This window comes from Pseudomonas poae RE*1-1-14 (assembly GCF_000336465.1).
Classification (GTDB): domain Bacteria; phylum Pseudomonadota; class Gammaproteobacteria; order Pseudomonadales; family Pseudomonadaceae; genus Aquipseudomonas; species Aquipseudomonas poae.
The window spans coordinates 5,075,112-5,095,097 of the sequence record NC_020209.1 but is presented as its reverse complement, the minus strand read 5'-3'; the positions used below and the strand labels follow the sequence as shown (position 1 = coordinate 5,095,097).

18 protein-coding genes, 1 tRNA gene and 2 pseudogenes are annotated in these 19,986 nt (G+C 54.1%); 17 read left to right on the top strand and 4 right to left on the bottom strand.

Features of this window, described 5'->3' with window-relative positions; all coding sequences use genetic code 11:
* The first annotated feature begins 98 nt into the window (after nt 1-98).
* From H045_RS22410 to H045_RS22375, 10 genes and pseudogenes are all read left to right on the top strand, one after another.
* Nucleotides 99-174: transfer RNA gene (locus H045_RS22410), tRNA-Thr, on the top strand.
* Nucleotides 175-294: 120 nt separating this feature from the next.
* The gene (locus tag H045_RS22405; RefSeq protein ID WP_157225378.1) at nt 295-804 is read left to right on the top strand and encodes a hypothetical protein; all 510 of its coding nucleotides are present in this window, start codon (nt 295-297) and stop codon (nt 802-804) included.
* Nucleotides 801-1,259 carry a hypothetical protein gene (locus tag H045_RS22400; RefSeq protein ID WP_015373531.1) on the top strand — a complete coding sequence of 153 codons (459 nt, stop codon included), beginning with the start codon at nt 801-803 and terminating at the stop codon, nt 1,257-1,259. The genes H045_RS22405 and H045_RS22400 overlap by 4 nt, the downstream gene beginning before the upstream one ends.
* An 88-nt stretch (nt 1,260-1,347) precedes the next feature.
* A pseudogene (locus H045_RS24880) lies at nt 1,348-2,346 on the top strand (IS3 family transposase); the annotation flags it as partial.
* 180 nt (nt 2,347-2,526) lie between these two features.
* Nucleotides 2,527-3,276 (top strand): annotated as a pseudogene (locus tag H045_RS25945) (IS110 family transposase); the annotation flags it as partial.
* Between the two features lie 87 nt (nt 3,277-3,363).
* On the top strand, nt 3,364-4,290 hold the full coding sequence (locus H045_RS25385; RefSeq protein WP_049818610.1) for an integrase domain-containing protein: 927 nt from the start codon (nt 3,364-3,366) through the stop codon (nt 4,288-4,290).
* Nucleotides 4,287-4,610: a hypothetical protein gene (locus tag H045_RS24870; RefSeq protein WP_015373527.1), complete on the top strand. Its 324-nt coding sequence runs from the start codon at nt 4,287-4,289 to the stop codon at nt 4,608-4,610. The genes H045_RS25385 and H045_RS24870 overlap by 4 nt, the downstream gene beginning before the upstream one ends.
* Nucleotides 4,611-5,531: 921 nt before the next feature.
* Nucleotides 5,532-6,203, top strand: a complete 672-nt coding sequence (locus tag H045_RS22380) for a hypothetical protein (protein WP_157225377.1) — start codon at nt 5,532-5,534, stop codon at nt 6,201-6,203.
* Complete coding sequence (locus H045_RS24865; protein WP_157225376.1) at nt 6,200-6,694, top strand: ImmA/IrrE family metallo-endopeptidase; 495 nt, start codon at nt 6,200-6,202, stop codon at nt 6,692-6,694. Before H045_RS22380 ends, H045_RS24865 begins: the two co-directional genes overlap by 4 nt.
* 3 nt (nt 6,695-6,697) lie before the next feature.
* Entirely contained in the window at nt 6,698-7,825 is a 1,128-nt protein-coding gene (locus tag H045_RS22375) for a beta family protein (protein ID WP_015373524.1), read from the top strand.
* Between the two features lie 8 nt (nt 7,826-7,833).
* Here H045_RS22375 and H045_RS22370 read toward each other — a convergent pair whose 3' ends face one another.
* Nucleotides 7,834-8,487 carry a sce7726 family protein gene (locus tag H045_RS22370; RefSeq protein ID WP_015373523.1) on the bottom strand — a complete coding sequence of 218 codons (654 nt, stop codon included), beginning with the start codon at nt 8,485-8,487 and terminating at the stop codon, nt 7,834-7,836.
* Nucleotides 8,488-9,702: 1,215 nt separating this feature from the next.
* Between H045_RS22370 and H045_RS22365 the strand changes: the two genes are divergently transcribed.
* From H045_RS22365 to H045_RS22355, 3 genes are read left to right on the top strand one after another with little or no spacing between them, the layout of a single operon-like run.
* Nucleotides 9,703-11,088, top strand: coding sequence for a CHASE2 domain-containing protein (locus H045_RS22365; protein WP_015373522.1), 1,386 nt, complete (start codon nt 9,703-9,705; stop codon nt 11,086-11,088).
* Entirely contained in the window at nt 11,085-11,450 is a 366-nt protein-coding gene (locus tag H045_RS22360) for a hypothetical protein (RefSeq protein ID WP_003235967.1), read from the top strand. The genes H045_RS22365 and H045_RS22360 overlap by 4 nt, the downstream gene beginning before the upstream one ends.
* A gap of 15 nt (nt 11,451-11,465) precedes the next feature.
* A complete protein-coding gene (locus H045_RS22355) occupies nt 11,466-13,043 on the top strand; it encodes a M48 family metallopeptidase (protein WP_003235969.1) in 1,578 nt (525 codons plus the stop codon).
* An 80-nt stretch (nt 13,044-13,123) separates the two neighbouring features.
* On the opposite strand, the gene H045_RS22350 is transcribed toward H045_RS22355, so the two are convergent.
* The 3 genes from H045_RS22350 to aguA all read right to left on the bottom strand — a co-directional run bounded on the left by H045_RS22350 (nt 13,124) and on the right by aguA (nt 16,271).
* Nucleotides 13,124-14,425: an OprD family porin gene (locus H045_RS22350; protein WP_015373521.1), complete on the bottom strand. Its 1,302-nt coding sequence runs from the start codon at nt 14,423-14,425 to the stop codon at nt 13,124-13,126.
* A gap of 301 nt (nt 14,426-14,726) precedes the next feature.
* Nucleotides 14,727-14,930 (bottom strand): hypothetical protein, encoded by a 204-nt coding sequence (locus H045_RS22345; protein WP_003235972.1) that lies wholly within the window; start codon nt 14,928-14,930, stop codon nt 14,727-14,729.
* A 234-nt stretch (nt 14,931-15,164) separates the two neighbouring features.
* Entirely contained in the window at nt 15,165-16,271 is a 1,107-nt protein-coding gene (aguA, locus tag H045_RS22340; protein ID WP_015373520.1) for an agmatine deiminase, read from the bottom strand.
* Nucleotides 16,272-16,605: 334 nt separating this feature from the next.
* On the opposite strand from aguA, the gene rfbB reads away from it, so the two are divergent.
* Genes rfbB through rfbD form a run of 4 tightly spaced genes read left to right on the top strand, consistent with a single transcriptional unit; the run spans nt 16,606 to nt 19,980 of the window.
* Nucleotides 16,606-17,688, top strand: a complete 1,083-nt coding sequence (gene rfbB, locus H045_RS22335; RefSeq protein ID WP_015373519.1) for a dTDP-glucose 4,6-dehydratase — start codon at nt 16,606-16,608, stop codon at nt 17,686-17,688.
* Nucleotides 17,685-18,560, top strand: coding sequence for a glucose-1-phosphate thymidylyltransferase RfbA (gene rfbA / locus H045_RS22330; protein ID WP_041931559.1), 876 nt, complete (start codon nt 17,685-17,687; stop codon nt 18,558-18,560). The genes rfbB and rfbA overlap by 4 nt, the downstream gene beginning before the upstream one ends.
* Nucleotides 18,557-19,102, top strand: coding sequence for a dTDP-4-dehydrorhamnose 3,5-epimerase (rfbC, locus tag H045_RS22325; protein WP_015373517.1), 546 nt, complete (start codon nt 18,557-18,559; stop codon nt 19,100-19,102). Before rfbA ends, rfbC begins: the two co-directional genes overlap by 4 nt.
* Nucleotides 19,099-19,980: a dTDP-4-dehydrorhamnose reductase gene (rfbD, locus tag H045_RS22320; RefSeq protein WP_015373516.1), complete on the top strand. Its 882-nt coding sequence runs from the start codon at nt 19,099-19,101 to the stop codon at nt 19,978-19,980. The genes rfbC and rfbD overlap by 4 nt, the downstream gene beginning before the upstream one ends.
* Nucleotides 19,981-19,986: the final 6 nt, after the last annotated feature.

Here is a 19,986-nt window from a genome sequence, read left to right as displayed (position 1 = left end):
TGGGTGGGGAATTGGGGGAAACTGAGGATTTTGTAAAAATAGTCAGTTTTCAGGGGTTTACAGGATCTCGCCAATCGCTATAATCGTCGCCCTAACACGCCGGTATAGCTCAGTTGGTAGAGCAACTGACTTGTAATCAGTAGGTCCCGGGTTCGACTCCTGGTGCCGGCACCATATAAATCAAAGGCTTGCAGCGATGCAGGCCTTTGTTTTTTCCGTCGCACGTAACAAGACGTAATAAACCGTCAGCAAGCCTTAGTATGACGGTCCAGCTGGGTGCCTTACGAGGTAACAATGACGGAATTATCAGCTGTACCTGATCCTGGAAAAAGAAACAGTGGTGTATCAGGCGCACAACAGCCTGGCTCGCCAGACGACATTCAACCTACCCCCGCTCCGATGGAAGGCGACTTCCTTCCACGCACGCTCCTCCGATTGATCGAGGACAGTCCCGATAATTACGGTGGGCAGCAATTGAGCCCGGTCATTGCCGCCATCATCAGTGATACCCAGTACGACAAAGAGCAAGCTAGGAAACAGGTTGCTACGGTTCAGACTCAACTATTCAAAATTAACGCAGATCTGGTTGAGCAAAAGTTGACGAACGTAAGGCTGGAGGAACGGCTAAGTGCTGCTTTACTCCGCTCCCGGATCGAAAAGTTCTTGATCTTCTGCAGCCCTATCGCTTTTTCCTTCGCACTCGACCTCTACAAATCCAGCTCAAATTTGTGGTTGCCGTTGGCGGCCCTTGGCCTAGTGCTTCTCGCGATTAGCTTCTTGCCGAGCAAGGGGAAAGACTCATGATCAAACGCATCGAGACACTTGAGATTGTGGATGTCCAGTGCCATGGAATCCCCAATGAAGAGCGAATAGCTATCTATGTCCACAAATCCTGCAACCTAGCGGACTATTGTCTAATCCTGACGTTTCCAACACCAGAAGGTGGCTCAGTCCCTGTAAAGGACCACATGTTGTGGTTCGGTCAAGGCATGGTTCAGTCAGGTGATTGGATTTTCGTATACACGGCCGCCGGTACAACAACCATCCAACCGAACCCCGCTCCGCAGCCTAAGGGAGCAATACCGCTGCGCATTATCAATATGCACTGGGGAAAAAATCACACTCTTTTTCAAAACCGTGCTCTCAGCCCGATGCTCATAGAGATCGGCGGCACAGGCATGATGGTTCCACCAGCACCGGCCTATCAGGGTCTAGAAGGCTTAGACAGCGTCACGCAAAATCGGTTTTTAGGAATTTAAGCGCTGGATCCGCAGCATCACTGATGTAGTGGTCTAATGAAACCGGACACCCATTTAGGCGAGAATGCTCGCCAGATCGAGGTGTCAGATGACCAAACAACGCCGCTCCTTTACTACTGAATTTAAGCGCGAGGCTGCCGACCTTGTGCTCAAACAAAACTACAGCTACATCGAAGCCAGCCGCTCACTCGGTATTGGTGAGTCGGCATTGCGCCGCTGGGTTGACCAGATTCAGAAAGAACATAAAGGCGTCACCCCGCAGAGCAAGACCCTGACTCCGGAACAGCAAAAAATTCAGGAGCTGGAAGCCCGGATTGCTCGGCTTGAGCGAGAGAAATCAATACTAAAAAAGGCTACCGCGCTCTTGATGTCGGAAGATCACGAGCGTTCGCGCTGATTGACCAGTTGAGCACACATGAGCCGGTTGATTGGCTGTGCAAGGTGTTTGACGTCACTCGCTCGTGTTACTACGCCCAGCGCCTGCGGCGCCGCACGCCCGATGTTGAACGGCTTCGATTACGTAGTCGCGTCAGTGAGCTGTTCTCGCAAAGTCGCAGCTCTGCGGGCAGTCGCAGCATTCTGTCGCTGATGCGTGAAGACGGTGAGCAACTCGGTCGATTCAAAGTGCGTAGCTTGATACGCGAGCTTGAATTAGTCAGCAAACAACCCGGCTCCCATGCCTACAAACGAGCAACAGTAGAAAGACTGGATATCCCGAACACATTGAACCGCGAGTTCGACGTGCCAGCGCCCAATCAAGTCTGGTGCGGCGATATCACCTACATTTGGGCTCAAGGAAAGTGGCATTACCTGGCTGTAGTCCTGGATCTTTATGCGCGTCGGATCGTAGGCTGGGCACTGTCGGAAAAGCCAGACGCTGAGCTGGTGATCAAAGCGCTGGATATGGCTTACGAGCAGCGTGGCAGGCCTTCGGACCTGCTATTCCACTCGGACAGTAAGAATGTGATCGCAATATGCAAGCCGACTCTTTCGCCAACGGTTGTGGCGATACCGCATGCGCCAGAGCATGAGCCGACGAGGAAACTGCTGGGGTTCTCAGTTCACTATGTTCAAGAGCGTCAGCTCAATTTGACTCGTGCTGGGATTGGCTAGCTAGATGCCTTGGTGTTGACCTGTCGATTGATCGCTGACGTTCCCTGGCACTGCCAGGCTTGGCGTCTGTGACTTAATAGGAGCTTTGTGCTGCACCGCGAGAGTCCTGTCCTGCGTCCAAGGGCGGTAGTGCGTAAACTCAGAGGTATTACGCATGAGCACTGCAAAACTCACTGAGGTCATCCTAGGTGTGGATACGCATCTGGATGTCCATGTTGGCGCCCTGATCAACGCGAATGGGCAGCTGTTAGGTACCCTTGCTGTAGAAACACAGACTCGCGGCTACCTTAAGTTGCTGACTTGGGCAAGGTCATTCGGGCGGCTCCAGCGGGCTGGCGTCGAAGGCACTGGTACGTACGGTGCTGGGCTTGCACTTGAACTTCGCGAAAACGGCATTGCTGTTTTTGAAGTGAATCGCCCTGATCGAAGCAAGCGCAGATTGGAGGGAAAGTCAGACCCTACCGATGCGGAAAGCGCAGCTCGTTCGGTGCTGGCGGGGAGCGCCACTGTCATCGCTAAAACCCACTCAGGCGCTGCCGAGGCAATGAGGGAGATTTCTGTAGTTCGCCGAAGTGCGGTGAAAGCCAAAACACAAGCTATCAACCAGATCAGATCACTGCTGGTCAGTGCTCCTCAAGAAATCAGAGAGCGGCTCTGGGACGTCAAACCTGCAATTTGCGTCGACAACTGTGCACACATTGGCTCACTGGGGCACGCCCCATTCCTGAGCGCCCTGACTACATCGCTTAGACTTCTGGCTAAACGCTGGCAGGCCTTTGCGGCAGAGTTGCAGGAGCTAGATGACACGCTGGACTCGCTAACGCAGCAGTATGCACATCGCCTTCGTAGTCAATTCGGTGTTGGCCCTCAGACAGCGGCCACTTTGATCTCCGTTGCAGGGGATAACCCTGAGCGACTGAAAAGTGAGTCCGCTCTTGCTGCGCTCTGTGGTGTTAAACGTGACGGGCGCAATTTTGGCTATGGTCGGCAAATGAGTTATGCCGGGCCGCAGGCGTTAAAAGACATGTTCCGCGGAGGGCATTACGGGACCGTCAAAGCGCACAGTGATCGTTGGCAGGCATTCGTGCGCTGGTGCCGCTCAGACGATGGACCAGGACTCAACGATGCACGGCAGATAGATCGCCAGATATTGTCGGATTACGCGGCGCATCTGCGTCACTTAGTCGAGCGCGGCGACTTCACTATCGCCACCGCACAAAATCGATTATCCAGCGTGAACCGGACCATGGCAGCGCTTCGCGGTGATCAGCGCGTGAAAGTGCCGAGTCCGAGCAAGGCGCTGGAAATGCAGCGCACCACAATCCGCACGACAGTTCCACAAGGCCAGGATCGCGAACACGTGATGCTCATCCTAGATGCGCTCCGCAAACAGCATCCTCGTGCCGCCGCCATCGCACAGTTGGCACGCTCCACAGGGATGCGCCTGCGCGAAGCCATCTTAGCCGACCTACCGCGTCTTCAACGGGAGGTCGAACACTACGACAAGATCAACATTCAGGATGGCACCAAAGGAGGTCGCTCGGGAACGTCAGCACCTCGCTGGATATTCGCAAATGATCATATTCGCGAAGCATTGAACTACGCCGAGCATGTGTCGCCCACTGGTAGTCGGAACCTGCTGGCACCAAATGAAAGCTATCGAGACTTTCTGCGGGAAGTCGTCCGACTCGCACGGGGCATCCTGCAGACCTATCACCTCAAAGGCTTCCACGAATTGCGGGCGGCCTATGCGTGTGAACGCTATGAGCAGATCACCCAGCATCCCGCGCCCATCAATGGCGGCCATTGCTATCAACTGGAACAGCGTTTGGATCGTGAAGCTCGGGTGCAAATCAGCTATGAACTTGGTCACGGGCGTATCGACATAGTGTCGGCGTACATCGGAGGCCGAGCATGAGCAAAGCATTCGAAATGGAGCTGTTTCTGGCGGGAGTTCTGAGCGGGTCGCATTCCACGCGCCAGCGCCATATTCGGCAGGCTAAGGCTATCCAAAATGCAATTGCAGACCGCTGGCATCGAGACAATCCGTGGACGTGGCAGCAGAAGCACCTCGTATGGTTTTTAAATCACCACGTGAATGGGCATGCGGAATCATCGCGCTATTACTTTGTGCTGACGATACGGTTGCTCACGAAGCGATTAGGAAAGTCATGGCAGTTCAGCCATAAGGCGAAGGACCCTAATCGCCATAATTATCTTCGTCTTCCAGGTTCTTGAGAGTTTTCCAGCCACTCAACCCGCATCCCGCGCGGGGCACGCATCCCTGCTAGTTGTTCATCAGTGGCTGAATTTACCTTAATCGGTCTGCTCCACCGCAGTTCGACCCATTCGTTCTGAGTCCTCTCATGCTCGATGTCATCGTGAAAAACGTCCAACACCAAGCAACTCGCACTTGGCCACTCGTCTTGGCCAGATCGGCGAGATAGCGTGAAAGATCTTCCAATAGGTTCAGGGATATCCCGATCCTGGCCGCCTCGATGGAGGACGGTTGTTGGGCATTTTAAACCGGCAAACGCTCACTTGAATTTGCAGGTCATCGCGAGGTGCTTCTCGACGTCTCCCGTTTTTAGGCTAATTTAGCTTTCCGGGCGACGTGACTAGCATCAAGTCAGTATATCCACGCTGGGAGCTCTAAAAGCTTGATAACACACAGCATTCGTGGTCGGATCAATGACCGAGTCGATAATCGGTTTAGACTCAAGCCCTTGAATAATTTGAAGGAGCAACCCTAAACAGCATCGGAGGTTGAATATTGGCCCCATCTAATGGCACACTGACACTAATGAGCTGATGAAAGTATATATTAAAATTAGACATCCAATCATCATAAAAGTATAGGCAGATAGTAGGGCTACTTACTTCAAGCTTCAAGGTAGTAGAAGGAGAAAGTGCAGTGATGGAATATATAAAATCTTGGAAAGAGACTTTATCAGATATCCGAGAACGAAAGCGTATGGAGAAATCCACGCCGTCGCACTCTCAACATCGATACGATTTAACGCGCATGCAACAAACACTTTCATTTATGCTTTGTCTTTTCTTCGTGCCCCCTGCTGGCATACTCCATCTTTTATCACCAGTCTATACAGTAATTAAAGATTGGGGAACAACAAACCGGCGCATTGCAGCGTCGACAACATGATGAACAACAGCATGCCCAACACAGCGCAAAAAAATAGTACTCCTATTCTAAATATAAGACATATGCGCTTAACAACAACGTTAGCCACATTGATTCTGGCTTTAATTATTAGTCTTTACGCCATCAAGACTCTTGCAGAAACATCCAACACCGAAACAAAAGAACAAAATCAAGAAGAGTCAAGTCTGACAAAACACAACAACCTGAAAGACTATCTTCTTATTCAGGAGATCGTCCAGTCGATGACTCCCAAAGCGGATTCCAGCACAGGAGATCTCGCACTGGAAGTAAAACTCCAAGCTGAAAAAATAAAAAATCTAGAGAAAGAACTCTCAGAATTAAGAAAACCTGACGATAACAGCGTGGCCACGCTTTTATTATCCGCTGTATCAGTAATCATCACTGTACTTGGAGTACTTATTGCGATACTAGCAATACTTGGGTATCGCAACATCAAGAACGAAGCTATTAAAGACGCTCGAAAAACCGCAAAAGAAACTGTAAAAATAGTCGCCAAAGAAGAAATTCCGAGAGCAACAGAAGATAATATAATTAAGCTAATCGAAGAAAATAGATTCGACAGGCTAATTCAAAACGCTGTGGAAAATATTGTATATCGAGATACTTCAATGCCGGATGAAGTTGCAGATGAGGAGCGGTCAAATTGAGAACTTCTCCAGAATGGAACTCTTTGAGCGATCATCAAAGAACCGTCATATCTTCGCATCAAACTAATCTGCCAGTGGCGGTCGGAGCAATCGCCAAGGATCTCGGATTAACCATTCTTAAATCTACTATGCCAGGTTCAATTTCAGGAGAAATAAGGGAGACGGAGGGAGTTATTACGATCAAGGTTAATCGCCACGATGTTAAAGAAAGGCAACGATTTACTATTGCGCATGAAATCGCGCATTTTTTGCTACATCGTGAACGTCTCGCTGGCGGCATCACAGATGATGTACTTTATCGCTCGAGACTCTCGGATGACCTGGAAAGAGAAGCCAATAGATTAGCGGCAGATATAATAATGCCTGCATCGCTTATCCAAGAAGCGCTAATTATGCATGGCGCGCTAAAACCAGATGATCGATATAAAAAAATCGCTGAGCTCGCCCAAGTATCGCTCGCCGCAATAAAAATCAGGACGGGGAAAAAATAGTTTATGCAAGATACATTTCCAAATTGGGAATACATACCGATCTTAGCAATAAGTCTTGCTGAAATGACGGCGATTGCACAACTCCCCGACAAAGAAAAAGATGAACTACTTCCGCTCTTTTCCCTGAGAGGATGGGTTAGTGCTCATCGCCTGGAAAACTCACTCAAGAAAATTGAGGAGTCCATAGGAAACCGTCCTTGGATCTCAGATATCGACGAAAAATTTCTTTCCGAAAATAAAGTATTCCTGTTCACAGGAGAATATCCCGAAAAACCCGTGTATCAAGAATTAGTGCAGCTTTTAGACCCTAGTAACAGTTATGACAATTGGTATAGTTTCATAAAAAGCCAAAAAAATGCGATCCCTTGCCTTCGACATGAAAGCCTACAAGGTATTGAGGGCCAGATTAACAAGCTGTCATCCCTTGATAGAGGGTTAGTCTTGAGGATCTGTCCAAACGAGCTAAATATTGAGAAGCATCAACGCTTGGTTACCGCTCTCAATGTTACTAAAGCGGAAAATGTTCTTATTATTTACGATCTAGGTGGGATCGACGTAAATTTCCACGAGAGAATTCCGCTTTTAGAAAGGCTGATGCTAGAAGCAAAACGCCAGATTGCAAATGTTACGATATCAATAAGCGCGTCCTCTTTCCCTTCAGGTTTTGCAGGGCAACATCGAGGAACGAACTCTATATACGAGAGAATTCTGTTTAATACAATAGCAGAAAAAGGAATCTTCAATCCTGTCGTTTATTCCGACAGAGGAAGCGCACGTGCAGAGAAACAAGATGGTGGCTCGGGAGTTCCTCCTCCTAGAATTGATTACCCATTAAAAAAAGATTGGAAATTCGTCAGACGAGAAGTTGACGATAACGCGCCAGACTCCAAAGCCAAACGCACGACTGCCTATATAGATATTGCAAAGGAAATAATCAGTGATGAATATTGGATTCCAGAGCTACGCCTTTGGGGCACCCAACAGATTGAAATAACCTCTGAAAATAATGAGTTCGGAATTTACAGTGCTCAAAAATCCACCGCAGTTCGCATCAACATCCATCTTTTCAACCAACTTCATTACAATGCTATTGGGGATATAATTAACACCGATGAAGAGTGGGTGGATTGACCACTCTCTCATGCTACCTCGACTACGCGCTTCAAATATGGGCTTAACAAAATCACATCGGATGGTCTGACACTACCAAAAGCACAGACCTTGGCCAGGAACCTATTTGACGGCATGCTAAATCTCTTAGAAATCCCGTCTAGAAGTATGTCTTTCACATCAGATTTAGAAATCTTATTCAACCTACTTGAGACTTCGATTTTCAACTCATACATTGCAAGGTCGGAAGGAATTATGCCGATCCGCCTAGCTAGAAGGGAAACTTCTCTCTTCGTCATAAGCTCAAGGTAATTTTGCTTAGATATATTTTTAATCAGACGCCCCTTGCGAACAACCTTTAACCCGTCCGAGGTCACCTCCCAAACCGCCACATCATCATCAGCGATAGCGAGGACCCCTTCAACGTACTTCCCAGCAACGGCAACAATGACGCGATCAAAGTATTTTCTATACTCTTCGAGCTGTCCCGCCAATCGAAATAACGAATCTTTTTCGCTCTTAATTTCAATTGCGACCATCTCTTGATTCCGAATATAACCAAGATCTACCCTGCGAGCTTTTCTTGCCAAGTTCATCTCACTAAAAACAATGGACGAAAAATCAATCTGCCCTGTTTTCAAAAGTTTGTCTAAAACCGTCGTTTTAATCTCTTTCTCACCCATATTTAAACACCGCTTTCATACATTTAACCAACGCACACAGCCCAATAACAAAGCATCTCTGCAGCAGACACGAAAACAAAATATTTCCAGCCCTCCTGACATTTTCAGCACTCCCCGAACTTTCTGGAAAATATTAATTATCCACAGTATCGAAACTTAAGTATAACCTGCATTGAAATCAATATAAAGCTAGAATTCTGCACCGCTCCAGATAAGCGGGCAATCGGACGTCATCACTACTCTTTCACTAGCACGCATAATATTTATGGCGTTTCTAGGTTATTCCAAAAATACAATTCTAATTCAACTCAAGCCAGCAATATTACAACTATCCAACCCCAAACAGCGCACATTTTCTATTGATGCCTTTATCTAGCATGCCATGCATTACCGCCGCATAAACGAAGTACTCCCTATTACTGGGCGCAATCCGGTTAAAACGAAAATCAAATAATAAGATCAATCAAAAAGCGGGGACCTGCCACGACTATGGGATGGGCCGTTTTATCAGTTAGTAAAATCGTGGTCTGCATGGGTTGAAGATATCTAGGATATGGGGAGCAGTCCAAATGAGCTTGCAAGGTGCGTAGAAAATCCAAGGTAATTCAGTGAGGACCAGCCGCTTAAGGATAGAAATAGGGGTAAATAGGAGCTCAGCACGAACACAAGCTACTGAAATAATTACAATTTTTTGTATAGTTCGACTCCTGGTGCCGCACCATATCTCAAAGCCCCGCAATGCGGGGCTTTGTGGTTTCTGGGGTTTGGGAATTCCTCAACAGTTGATATCCCGTTTTCGTCAAAACGTCCAAAAAACGTCCACATCCAGAAATCAAGTACCCCACGCTCGGCGCCAACAACCCTTCTTCTTTCACTCCAACCTGCACCACGTCAGCGGAGATGAGCAAGGCGGTGATTGATGGTGTGATGAAGGAATTGCAGTCGCGCAGCCATATCAAACATTAAGCAAACGTGCGCTGAGCCCCTCTTATAAAAAATAACTTTCAGATAAACACATCTCTGTGGCAAGCCCGCTCTCGCCACAGAGGCTCCGGTTTGCTGCGCGACAGCGCTAAGTCGAAGATTTGGCAGAGCCTCCCACATAAGCGATGCGTTGAAGCCCAAATCGTGGCACTTAGCCACTTTTCCAATTGACACCCCCGCCCCACTCCGTTAAAAACCCCGCCTTGCTTTTGCTTTCCTATCGAGACATGGATGTTGTCGACTCTCTGGCTGTTCACTAAACGTCGCTGTCTGCTGGCGGTCATCATCGTAGCGCTCGCGATTCTCGACCCTTTCGGCCTGGCCAGTTCCAGCGACAAGGCGTCGGCGCAGTGGCTCAACCGCATGCTCTCCAGCAGTTACCCCAGCGTTGGGCAGCAGCATGTGGCGGTGGTGTTGATCGATGATGACTACCTGATGCGCAACGGCACTTCGTGGCCGATGCCCTATGGTGAGCAGAGCAAGCTGTTCAAGCGCTTGCTCGCCTACAAGCCCCAGGCGGTGTTTGCGGACCTACTTTACAGCCATGATCACTCGCTGGGCGATCCCACGCGCGGCAGTCAGTTGCTGGCCAATGTGTTTGAGCGCTATCAGCGTCAGGGCATTCCGTTGTGGTTGGCCAATACCGGCCAGACGCGTGGTGAAGAAGGCCAGGCTAACACGCTGGCCCCCTTCACGCAGGTCAGCCGCCCGGCGCTGGTGAAGTGGGAAGACGTGGACGACCAGTACCCGCTGGCGGTGCACACACAGGTGGGCCTGATGGAAACGCCCGCGCTGGCGCTGTATCGCGTGTTCTGCGCAACGCGGCACTGCGACACGCCCCCCGTGGACGCCGAAGCCGCCGCGCAGCGCCAGCCGATTGCGGTGCAATGGGGGCTGAAGTTATCGCCGGACCAGGCGCGTATCGCTGACATCGCCGACGCCAAGCCGCCGCGACATTTTCTGCTGGACGCCGTGATGCAGTTTTTCCAGGCGGTGTTCTGGAAACTGGATGACTCGGCTCAGCAAGTCTACCCCTACACGTTAACGCTGACCGCCAGCGACCTGGAAGTCACCAGCCCCGAAGATCAGGCCCTGATCGCCGAACTGCTGCGCGGTCGCCTGGTACTGGTCGGTGCCCGTATTGAGTCTACCGGCGACCTGGTGGAGTCACCCGTACACGGCCAACTGCCCGGCGTGTATCTGCATGCCATGGCCCTGGATAACCTGATCAACAAGGGCATGGACTACAACCACGAACCCGCCAATCTTTCCCGCCTGCCTGTCAATGGGCTGGACCTGCTGGAACTAAGCCTGCTGGCGCTGATTGCCTTGCTCAAGGAGCTTCAGAGGCGCATGCAGGCGGGCCACAGCACCTTTACCTTTTGCCGACGCCAGGAAGCATGGTTTTTCTCCTCACCCTATCCGTCCTGGCTGCTGGTGATGTCATTGCTCATTGCTTTGAGCATTGTGCTGAGCTGTAACAGCATCACCCCGGTCAACGTGCTGGGCATCATTTCGCTGTCATTGGTGTTGTTCAGCGAGCGCATCGAAGCCTTCTTCGATGGCGAGCGCTCTGACCGACCGCTGCGTGATTCAACTCAAGGAACCCAAGGATGAACAGAAGCCTCATCGTATTGCTCACCGCCCTCTTTACTCAGGGCGCCTGGGCAGAAACCCACACCATCAACGCGTTCCTCGCCGACCCGGTGACGGTGCTGGATGAACAAGGTGCACCTCAGCGCGACCTGGCGAAAAAAGACGCCCCCACCCAACCGCTGACGGTGCTGCAGTACAACTCGGCACTGGAAATCGTACAGGTGGAACTGGCCGGTCAGAAGGTGTGGCTGGATACCATGGATCTGCGCATTGAGCCGCCCCTGAAGGTGGTGGGCCTGCCCTGCGAAGGCCTGACCAAGAGCCAGGCAAAAAGCAGCCGTAATCATTCCACCATCGGTTTCGGTGCCGGCTGCAATCAATAACAAAGGAGCGTCAGGGTGAAGGGATTTCTCGTGGCAGCCAGCCTGCTGGCAAGCGCGTTGCTCAGTGGTTGCGCAACCTTGAAGGGCGCCGACCAGGCGTTCCTCAATCTGGTGGGGCCGTCGACTCAATCCAGGGTCCAGGGCCACTACGTGGACAACACTGACGTGCGCCAGTACTACAAGCTCGACCCGCAGCGACAGAGCAAGCAACGCCTGAGCTACGACGGACGCGCAGTGCCGGCAGCGGAAGCGCGTCAGCAGAACCTGGTGGATATCCCGATGCTGCAGGTGTATTTGCAGGGTATCGTCACGCGCCTGTCCAAGGGCTGGCCGGGCGAGCTGCCGACCTTGCAGGTGAAGATCACCGACAGCTACGGCTTCGGGCCTGCGGCCGACCCCTACGGCAACCTGTTCGTGCCGCTGGGCATGCTGGATAACGTCGCCAGCGAAGACGAAATCGCCGCCATGCTGGGCCACGAGATGAGCCACATCTTGCTGCATCACCATGACCGCATGGCCGCATTCCAGCAGCAGAAAGACATGTTCACCACTGTGGCGTCCACTGTCGCCCTGGCCACCATGGCCGCCGACACTCGTGTGGACCGCAGCTCCGGCACCATGAAGGTGTTCAGCAAGGACCCGGCCGGCACCCAGAAGACCATCGGCAATACCGTGCTCTACACCGCGCTGGCCAATACCTTCTCCGATCACGTGTGGAGCACCGCCTGGGGCCGCAGCCAGGAGGACCAGGCTGACCTGCTCGGCACCGATCTGATGATTCGCGCAGGCTACGCCCCGCGCGCGGCCACCCACAGCCTGGAACGTCTCAACGATTTCCAGGGCAAGCAGAAGCCGTTGCTCGCGGGTTTTCTCACCGCACGCAAGAATGCCATGCAGGACTCGTTGCAGCAGTTCAATCTCAGCCAGTTCCAAAAGGAGCTGGACGTGCTGATCAAGGACGGCCTGGCCACCAGCATCACCGCCACCACACAGTACTTCAACCGCTCGCACATGGCCGCGATGGACCGCGACACCGAGCTGCGCCAGTACCTGCAACGCGAATATCGAAAAGAACGCCGCGCACGGGTCAACCCTAAAAGCTGGGCGACGATGAAGAACACGCCGCAGGTGGCGAAGGCGCTGCAGGGCTATAAGGACGCGTACTTTGCCAATGACGCCCTGGAAAAAAACAAGGTGTCCGATGCCGACGCGTTTATCCGCAAGGCGCTGGCGTCGCCGGTCAAGGATCAACCGGGCATTCGACGCACTGCGTACACCGTGCGCCTGGCCCAGGGCAAAGGCAGCGAGGCGGTGAAAGAGTTGCAGGCGATCAAGGACTGGTCCCTGGCCGGCCCTTCCACCTATGACTTGATCATCAGCTACCATCTCAAGCGTGGCGACGGCCAGGCGGCGCTCGCAATGATCGACAAGGCCGAGCGCAACTTGGGCTCGGAGGAGCTGTTCATCACCGAGAAACTGTTGGCCAACCAGCAGCTCAAGGACACGCAGCAGGTGCAAACCGTGTTGCGCAAGTGCGAGCAATACCCGACTCGCAAGGAAAACTGCAAGAAGCTCGCCCCGCAAAAAGCCTGACGCTGAAACGACGCGCATAAAAAACCCCGAACCAGTCGGGGGTTTTTATCGCCTTGAATCAGGCGCGACGCCAAATCACTTTAGAACACATTGATCGGGTAGTCGGCGAACAGGCGGATTTCATTGCCGCCCACGTTGTACTGGTCGGCGTTGTTCGACACCCGCAGCCAGGATGCGCGCGCGCGCAGGCTGAGGTCTTTGGCCGGGCCACCCTGGACCACGTACTTGAACTGGTTCCAGATCTCGCGCTCGGTACCATCGCCACGGCCGGTGCCGTCGTCGATATTGGTGCCGCGCACGTAGGCAACGTTATAGGTCAGGCCCGGTACGCCGAAGGTGGCGAAGTCGATACCGTAGCCCACTTGCCACGAGCGCTCGTCCTTGCCGTTGAAGTCGGACCAGTAGGAGTTGGCCAACAGGATGGTGTTGCCGCCATCGCCGATACCGCCGGCGTTGCGGTAGCCGCCATACAGGTAGCCGGTGTCACCGGTGCTGCGCTGGTGAGCGACGGTGAAGCTGTGCGCGCCAACGGCCCAGGTCGCGCCCAGGCTCCAGATCTTGTTGTCGCGGGCGTCAGCGTCTTTCTGGTTTTCCAGGGCGAAGCTGCGGTCCAGCTTGGTTTTGTAGCCGTTGAAGTCAAAGGTCAGCGACTGCTTCTCTGGCAGGGCCAGTACGTAGTTGACGTTGACGTATTGCTTCTTCAGCACGTCCTGCATGTGGGAGGCATACAACGCAGCCGACAGGCTTTCGGTGAATTTGTAGCTGCCACCGATGTAGTCGATGTTTTTGAGGCGGCCGCTGTCGGTGCCTTCGGCGCTCTTGCGCGCTTCCTTGGTGAAATGACCGGCGTCCAGTTGCAGGCCGGCAATCTCTTTGGAAACGATGGAAGTACCGGTGTAGGTTTCCGACAGCAAACGCGAGTTGTCGTACTGCAACACCGGCACGGCCGGAAACTGGTCCCCGTACTTGAGCACGGTGTTGGATACACGAAACTTCACGGCAGCGCCGCCCTTGGCCAGGTCATGGGGGGCGGAACCAGGGTTATCGGTGGTGCCGTTGCCCTGTTTGAAGAAATCGATACCGCCGGCGCCGGCGCGACCTTTACCGCCATCCAGACGAATGGCGTACTGGCCAATCACGTCCACACCCACGCCCACGGTGCCTTGGGTGAAACCCGATTCCAGCTTGCCGATAAAGCCCTGGCCCCATTCGGCTTTGTCCTGCTTGCCGTTTTTATAATCACGGCTGATGTAGGCATTACGTGCGGCGATATTCAGGTGGCTGTCTTCGACAAAACCCTTGGATTGCTCCTGATCGTTTGCCATGGCTGCCGATGCGCTCAAAATCCCCAGAGCGACCAGACTCATCCGTTGCTTCAACATTTCTTATATTCCTTATTACTGTTTGAGTACGCGCTGTGACACCAGGCCCCGTATCGCTTTTTCTGGTGTCGACTTTTTCCAGAACAAAAAAGGCCCGCGGACGACTGAACTGCCGCGGGCCTTTTTTTATTGGATGAGTCATGGCGGTTAGCCACAGGCGTTGGGCGCAATCCTAGTCGCGCGCTGAACTTTATGTCAATTTCGTGAATGTTCTGAGCTCAGACGAAAAAACTCTAAACAGCCAGCTACACCGCTTGGGCTGACATTTTGGGCCAACCCCATTTTTTGACTCCGGTGTTCTTCAGTTACGTGCCAGGTCACACAGCGCCGTCATCTCATCCTCGCTGAACAGCCCTGCCGGGTAGCGCTCATTCAAGACGCTGCGCAGGTCGGGCTGACGTGAGTCGTTTGCCTTCAACCACTGCGCCAGCGCATGAATTGCATCGCCATTCACCCGCGCCGGGTGATGCGTATACGTCTTGGACGAATTGCTGTGAGCATTCATTTTCGCGCTCTCCCTACTGCGTGAGCGGCTAACTTACTCAAGGTTTATGACAGAACGGCACCGTCATTCACCGGGGGCCACTGTTACGACAGCGATACAAGAGCTATGCCAATGTCTGCGGATTGCAGGCACGCAGACACAAAAAAGCCCGCGACCTTGCCAGGGCGCGGGCTTGCATGAGCACGTTGAAGTGATGGCCTTAATGCGTGCACTCCATCACTGTTACAACGGCACTCAGTTTTTGTGCGGCGCTGGTTGCTGTTGAGTCAGGCAGTGAATATTGCCGCCGCCGAGTAACAGTTCACGTCCCGGCACCATCACCACTTCGTGCTGCGGGAACAGGCCCTGGAGGATGTGCCTGGCCTGGCTGTCCAGCGGGTCGTCGAAGCTGGGTGCAATGATGCCGCCGTTGACGATCAGGAAGTTTACGTAGGAGCCGGCCAACCGCACGGTCGGGTTGCGTTCCTGACTGCCATCCACCGGATCCACGCCGGCGCACTCGTCCTCAGTGGCATACAGCGGCCCCGGAATCGGCATTTTGTGCACGATAAACGCGCGCCCCCTGGCGTCGGTGCTGCTTTGCAATACATCCATGGCGGCATGGCAGCGTGTGTAGTTCGGGTCTTGCGGATCGTCGGTCCAGGCCAGCAACACCTCACCTGGACGCACGTAGCAACAGAAGTTATCCACATGGCCATCGGTTTCGTCGTTGAACAGGCCGTCCGGCAGCCAGATGATCTTGTCCACAGCCAAGTTGTCGCTGAGGACAGCCTCGATGGCCGCGCGGTCCATGTGCGGATTGCGATTGCGGTTCAGCAGGCATTCTTCGGTGGTAATCACCGTGCCTTCGCCGTCGACATGAATGGAGCCGCCTTCCAGCACAAAACCTTCGGTGCGATAACGGGGCGTGCGTTCGATCTCGAGGATCTTGCCACCCACCTGCGTATCGCGGTTCCACGGCGCATAAAGACCGCCATCAAAACCGCCCCATGCATTGAAATCCCAGTTCACACCGCGCACTTCGCCACTGTCATTAATGACAAATGTAGGGCCGGTGTCGCGAACCCACGCGTCGTCGCTGGACATTTCCACCACACGAATATTCGGCACATCCAGGCGGGCGCGGGCGTTTTCGTACTGGCCGGCGGACACGGCCACGGTCACCGGTTCAAATCGCGCGATGGCCTTGGCCACGGCAACGTGAGCCGCTTGCGCCGGCTTGCCGCCCAGGCGCCAGTTGTCCGGGCGCTCGGGCCAGATCATCCAGGTCTGGGTTTGTGGCGCCCATTCGGCAGGCATATGGAAGCCATCGGCGCGGGGTTTGCTGAGCAGGGTGGTCATGGCGATCATGGCTCCGAATGGGGTGAAGGTCGACTTTATAACGGATAAAAATCGGCTTTGACAGGGATAAAAAAAGGTAGGCGACAAAGAGAACATCAAATAACCGATAAAAATCGGGTTAATTGCAACTACTTACGCATCGCCTTCGACTGCGTGTCGGTGGATCAATATGGCACGTAGCATTCTGACGACCTCGGCTTTTCAGGCGTGCATATCGCGATTGTGCAGGAGAGTCACGCAACCCCAGTGCACACATCGTGCTTGCGCCGCCTGACGCCACCACTCAAGCTATGCTTCATTTGCTTGATGTCCGTCTAAGGAAAAGGCTTCCGACATGCGCATTCTCGTTACCGGCGGCGCCGGTTTTATTGGCTCCGCCCTGATTCGCCACCTGATTCAAAACACCGAGCACGAAGTGCTCAACCTGGACAAACTCACCTACGCCGGCAATCTGGAATCGCTGACCAGCATCGCCTCCAACAGCCGCTATGAGTTCGTGCAGGCCGATATCATCGATCAGAACGCCGTCAGCGCGTTACTGACGCGTTTCGAGCCGCAGGCCATCATGCACCTGGCGGCCGAATCCCATGTCGACCGCTCCATCGACGGCCCGTCGGATTTCATCCAGACCAACATCGTCGGCACCTACAGCCTGCTGGAGGCCACCCGAGCCTACTGGCAGAAACTGGCGGAGCCTGCCAAAAGCGCATTCCGTTTTCATCACATTTCCACCGATGAAGTGTATGGCGACCTGCATGGGGTGGACGACCTGTTTACCGAAACCACGCCCTACGCGCCAAGCTCGCCCTATTCGGCCAGCAAGGCCGCGTCAGACCACCTGGTCCGCGCCTGGCAGCGCACCTACGGCCTTCCGGTGCTGCTGACCAACTGCTCGAACAACTACGGGCCGTTCCACTTCCCCGAGAAGCTGATCCCGCTGGTGATTCTCAACGCTCTCGCGGGCAAACCGCTGCCGGTGTATGGCGACGGCTTGCAGGTGCGCGACTGGCTGTTCGTCGAAGACCATGCCCGCGCGCTGCTCAAAGTGGTGACCGAAGGTGTGGTGGGCGAGACCTACAACATCGGCGGGCACAACGAGCAAAAGAACATCGACGTGGTGCGCGGCATCTGCGGCCTGCTCGAAGAACTGGCGCCACAGCGCCCGGCCGGCGTAGCGCAATTCACCGACCTGATCACCTTCGTCAAGGATCGCCCCGGCCACGACCAGCGCTATGCCATCGACGCCGGCAAGATCGAACGTGAACTGGGCTGGATCCCGGAAGAAACCTTTGAAACAGGGCTGCGTAAAACCGTGCAGTGGTACCTCGATAATCTGGAATGGTGCCGCAGGGTCCAGGACGGCAGTTATCAGGGTGAACGATTGGGCAACACCGACGTGAAGGATTTGATCGCATGATGAAGGGAATCGTATTGGCCGGCGGCTCCGGCACTCGTTTGCACCCCATCACCCTGGGTGTGTCCAAGCAACTGCTCCCGGTGTATGACAAACCGATGATCTACTACCCGATCTCGGTGCTGATGCTGGCCGGCATCAAGGACATCCTGATCATCTCCACACCGGTTGATTTGCCGCAGTATCGCAATCTGCTGGGCGATGGCAGCCAGTTTGGCGTGCGCTTCACCTACGCTGAGCAGCCCAAGCCGGACGGCTTGGCCCAGGCGTTCATCATTGGTGAGCAATTTATCGGCACTGACCCGGTGTGCCTGATCCTGGGCGACAACATCTTCCACGGTCAGCATTTCGGTGAGCAACTGCGCACGGCTGCCGAGCGTCCTTCTGGCGCTACAGTATTCGGCTATTGGGTCAAGGACCCGGAGCGTTTCGGCGTGATCGACTTCGACAAGGAAGGCCGTGCCCTGTCCATCGAAGAGAAACCGGCCAAACCCAAGTCGTCTTATGCGGTGACTGGCCTGTATTTCTATGACAACGACGTGATCGAGATCGCCAAGGCTGTCGAGCTTTCTCCACGTGGAGAGCTGGAAATTACCGACGTCAACAACGCATACCTCAAGCGTGGCGATCTGCATGTTGAGCGCTTTGGCCGTGGTTTTGCCTGGCTGGACACCGGCACCCACGACAGCCTGCTTGAGGCTTCGACATATGTGCAGACCATCGAGCACCGTCAGGGCTTAAAAGTGGCGTGCCTCGAAGAAATCGCCTACGACAATGGCTGGATCAGTCGTGATTATTTGCTTGAGCGCGCAAAATACTTTGGCAAAACCGGCTATGGTCAGTACCTGTATACACTCGCCGGGGCCAATAAATGAATGTGATTGCCACTGAGCTGCCGGGTGTATTGATCATCGAGCCTAAGGTTTTCGGCGATGAACGCGGTTTTTTCTACGAGAGTTTCAATGCTCGCGATTTCGCCCGTGTCGCAGGGTTAGAACAGCAATTTGTACAGGACAACCACTCACGCTCGCAAAAAGGCGTGTTGCGTGGCCTTCACTATCAGATAGAACACGTCCAAGGGAAATTGGTGCGTGTAACCGCAGGTGAAGTGCTGGATGTTGCCGTGGACATTCGTCGCAGCTCGCCCAATTTTGGCAAGTGGACCAGTGTGCGGCTGTCTGCCGAAAATCGTCGCCAATTGTGGATCCCGCCGGGGTTTGCCCATGGATTCGTAGTTCTCAGCGACCATGCCGAGTTCCTCTACAAGACTACGGACTACTACACGCCTGCAGCTGAACGCTGCATTCGCTGGGACGACGCCGAGCTGGGCATTGACTGGCAATTGAGCGCTGCGCCGACCTTGTCTGCCAAGGACCAGAACGGCAAAAGCCTGAAAGATGCGGACGTGTTCCCATGAGCAGCGCTCTCAGAATCCTGATCACCGGCCGACACGGCCAAGTTTCTCAGGCCCTGCAGCAACAGCTCCAGGGCCTCGGCGAACTGATCGTGCTGGGCAGCGACCAACTGGACTTGGCCAACATTGAGCAGATCCGCCAGCAAGTGCGCACCCACCGCCCCAACCTGATCATCAACGCAGCCGCACACACGGCGGTCGACCAGGCTGAAAGCGAGCCGGACGCAGCCTTCGCCATCAACGCCATAGCGCCGGGCGTGCTTGCCGAGGAAGCCAAGGCGCTGGGCATCCCGCTGATTCACTACTCAACCGACTACGTGTTTGACGGCAGCAAGCCTGCACCCTACACCGAGGCCGACGCGACCAACCCGCTGGGCGTCTACGGCCAGAGCAAATTGGCAGGTGAGCAGGCGATCGCGGCCGTTGGCGGCGAATATCTGGTGCTGCGTACCAGTTGGGTTTATTCCAACACCGGTAAAAACTTCCTGCTGACCATGCAGCGGCTGCTGCAAGAGAAGCCGCACATGCGCATCGTCGCCGACCAGATCGGCGCGCCGACCTGGGCCGGGACCATCGCCAACAGCACGCGCGGGTTGATCGAGCGTTGGCAGGCCGGCCAGGTGGGCGATTGGGGCGTGTATCACCTGACGGCAGGGGGCGAAACATCGTGGTTCGGCTTTGCCCAGGCCATTGCCGAGCATTTGCAGACCGCCGGCAAAACCTGCGCCGAGCTGGAAGCAATCCCCTCCAGCGCCTACCCGACACCCGCCAGGCGCCCGCTGAACTCGCGCCTCGATTGCAGCCGCCTGCAGCAGCAGTGGCAGGTCAGCCAACCGCAGTGGCAGGATGCATTGCGCGAGTGTCTTGCCGGCCAGCACTAGGCATAA

Bases quoted from the DNA above. Each gene is read 5' to 3' on its own strand.
- H045_RS22405 (WP_157225378.1), top strand. From the start codon at position 295: ATGACGGAATTATCAGCTGTACCTGATCCTGGAAAAAGAAACAGTGGT.
- H045_RS22400 (WP_015373531.1), top strand. From the start codon at position 801: ATGATCAAACGCATCGAGACACTTGAGATTGTGGATGTCCAGTGCCAT.
- H045_RS25385 (WP_049818610.1), top strand. From the start codon at position 3,364: ATGAGTTATGCCGGGCCGCAGGCGTTAAAAGACATGTTCCGCGGAGGG.
- H045_RS24870 (WP_015373527.1), top strand. From the start codon at position 4,287: ATGAGCAAAGCATTCGAAATGGAGCTGTTTCTGGCGGGAGTTCTGAGC.
- H045_RS22380 (WP_157225377.1), top strand. From the start codon at position 5,532: ATGATGAACAACAGCATGCCCAACACAGCGCAAAAAAATAGTACTCCT.
- H045_RS22375 (WP_015373524.1), top strand. From the start codon at position 6,698: ATGCAAGATACATTTCCAAATTGGGAATACATACCGATCTTAGCAATA.
- H045_RS22370 (WP_015373523.1), bottom strand. From the start codon at position 8,487: ATGGGTGAGAAAGAGATTAAAACGACGGTTTTAGACAAACTTTTGAAA.
- H045_RS22365 (WP_015373522.1), top strand. From the start codon at position 9,703: ATGTTGTCGACTCTCTGGCTGTTCACTAAACGTCGCTGTCTGCTGGCG.
- H045_RS22360 (WP_003235967.1), top strand. From the start codon at position 11,085: ATGAACAGAAGCCTCATCGTATTGCTCACCGCCCTCTTTACTCAGGGC.
- H045_RS22350 (WP_015373521.1), bottom strand. From the start codon at position 14,425: ATGTTGAAGCAACGGATGAGTCTGGTCGCTCTGGGGATTTTGAGCGCA.
- H045_RS22345 (WP_003235972.1), bottom strand. From the start codon at position 14,930: ATGAATGCTCACAGCAATTCGTCCAAGACGTATACGCATCACCCGGCG.
- aguA (WP_015373520.1), bottom strand. From the start codon at position 16,271: ATGACCACCCTGCTCAGCAAACCCCGCGCCGATGGCTTCCATATGCCT.
- rfbB (WP_015373519.1), top strand. From the start codon at position 16,606: ATGCGCATTCTCGTTACCGGCGGCGCCGGTTTTATTGGCTCCGCCCTG.
- rfbA (WP_041931559.1), top strand. From the start codon at position 17,685: ATGATGAAGGGAATCGTATTGGCCGGCGGCTCCGGCACTCGTTTGCAC.
- rfbC (WP_015373517.1), top strand. From the start codon at position 18,557: ATGAATGTGATTGCCACTGAGCTGCCGGGTGTATTGATCATCGAGCCT.
- rfbD (WP_015373516.1), top strand. From the start codon at position 19,099: ATGAGCAGCGCTCTCAGAATCCTGATCACCGGCCGACACGGCCAAGTT.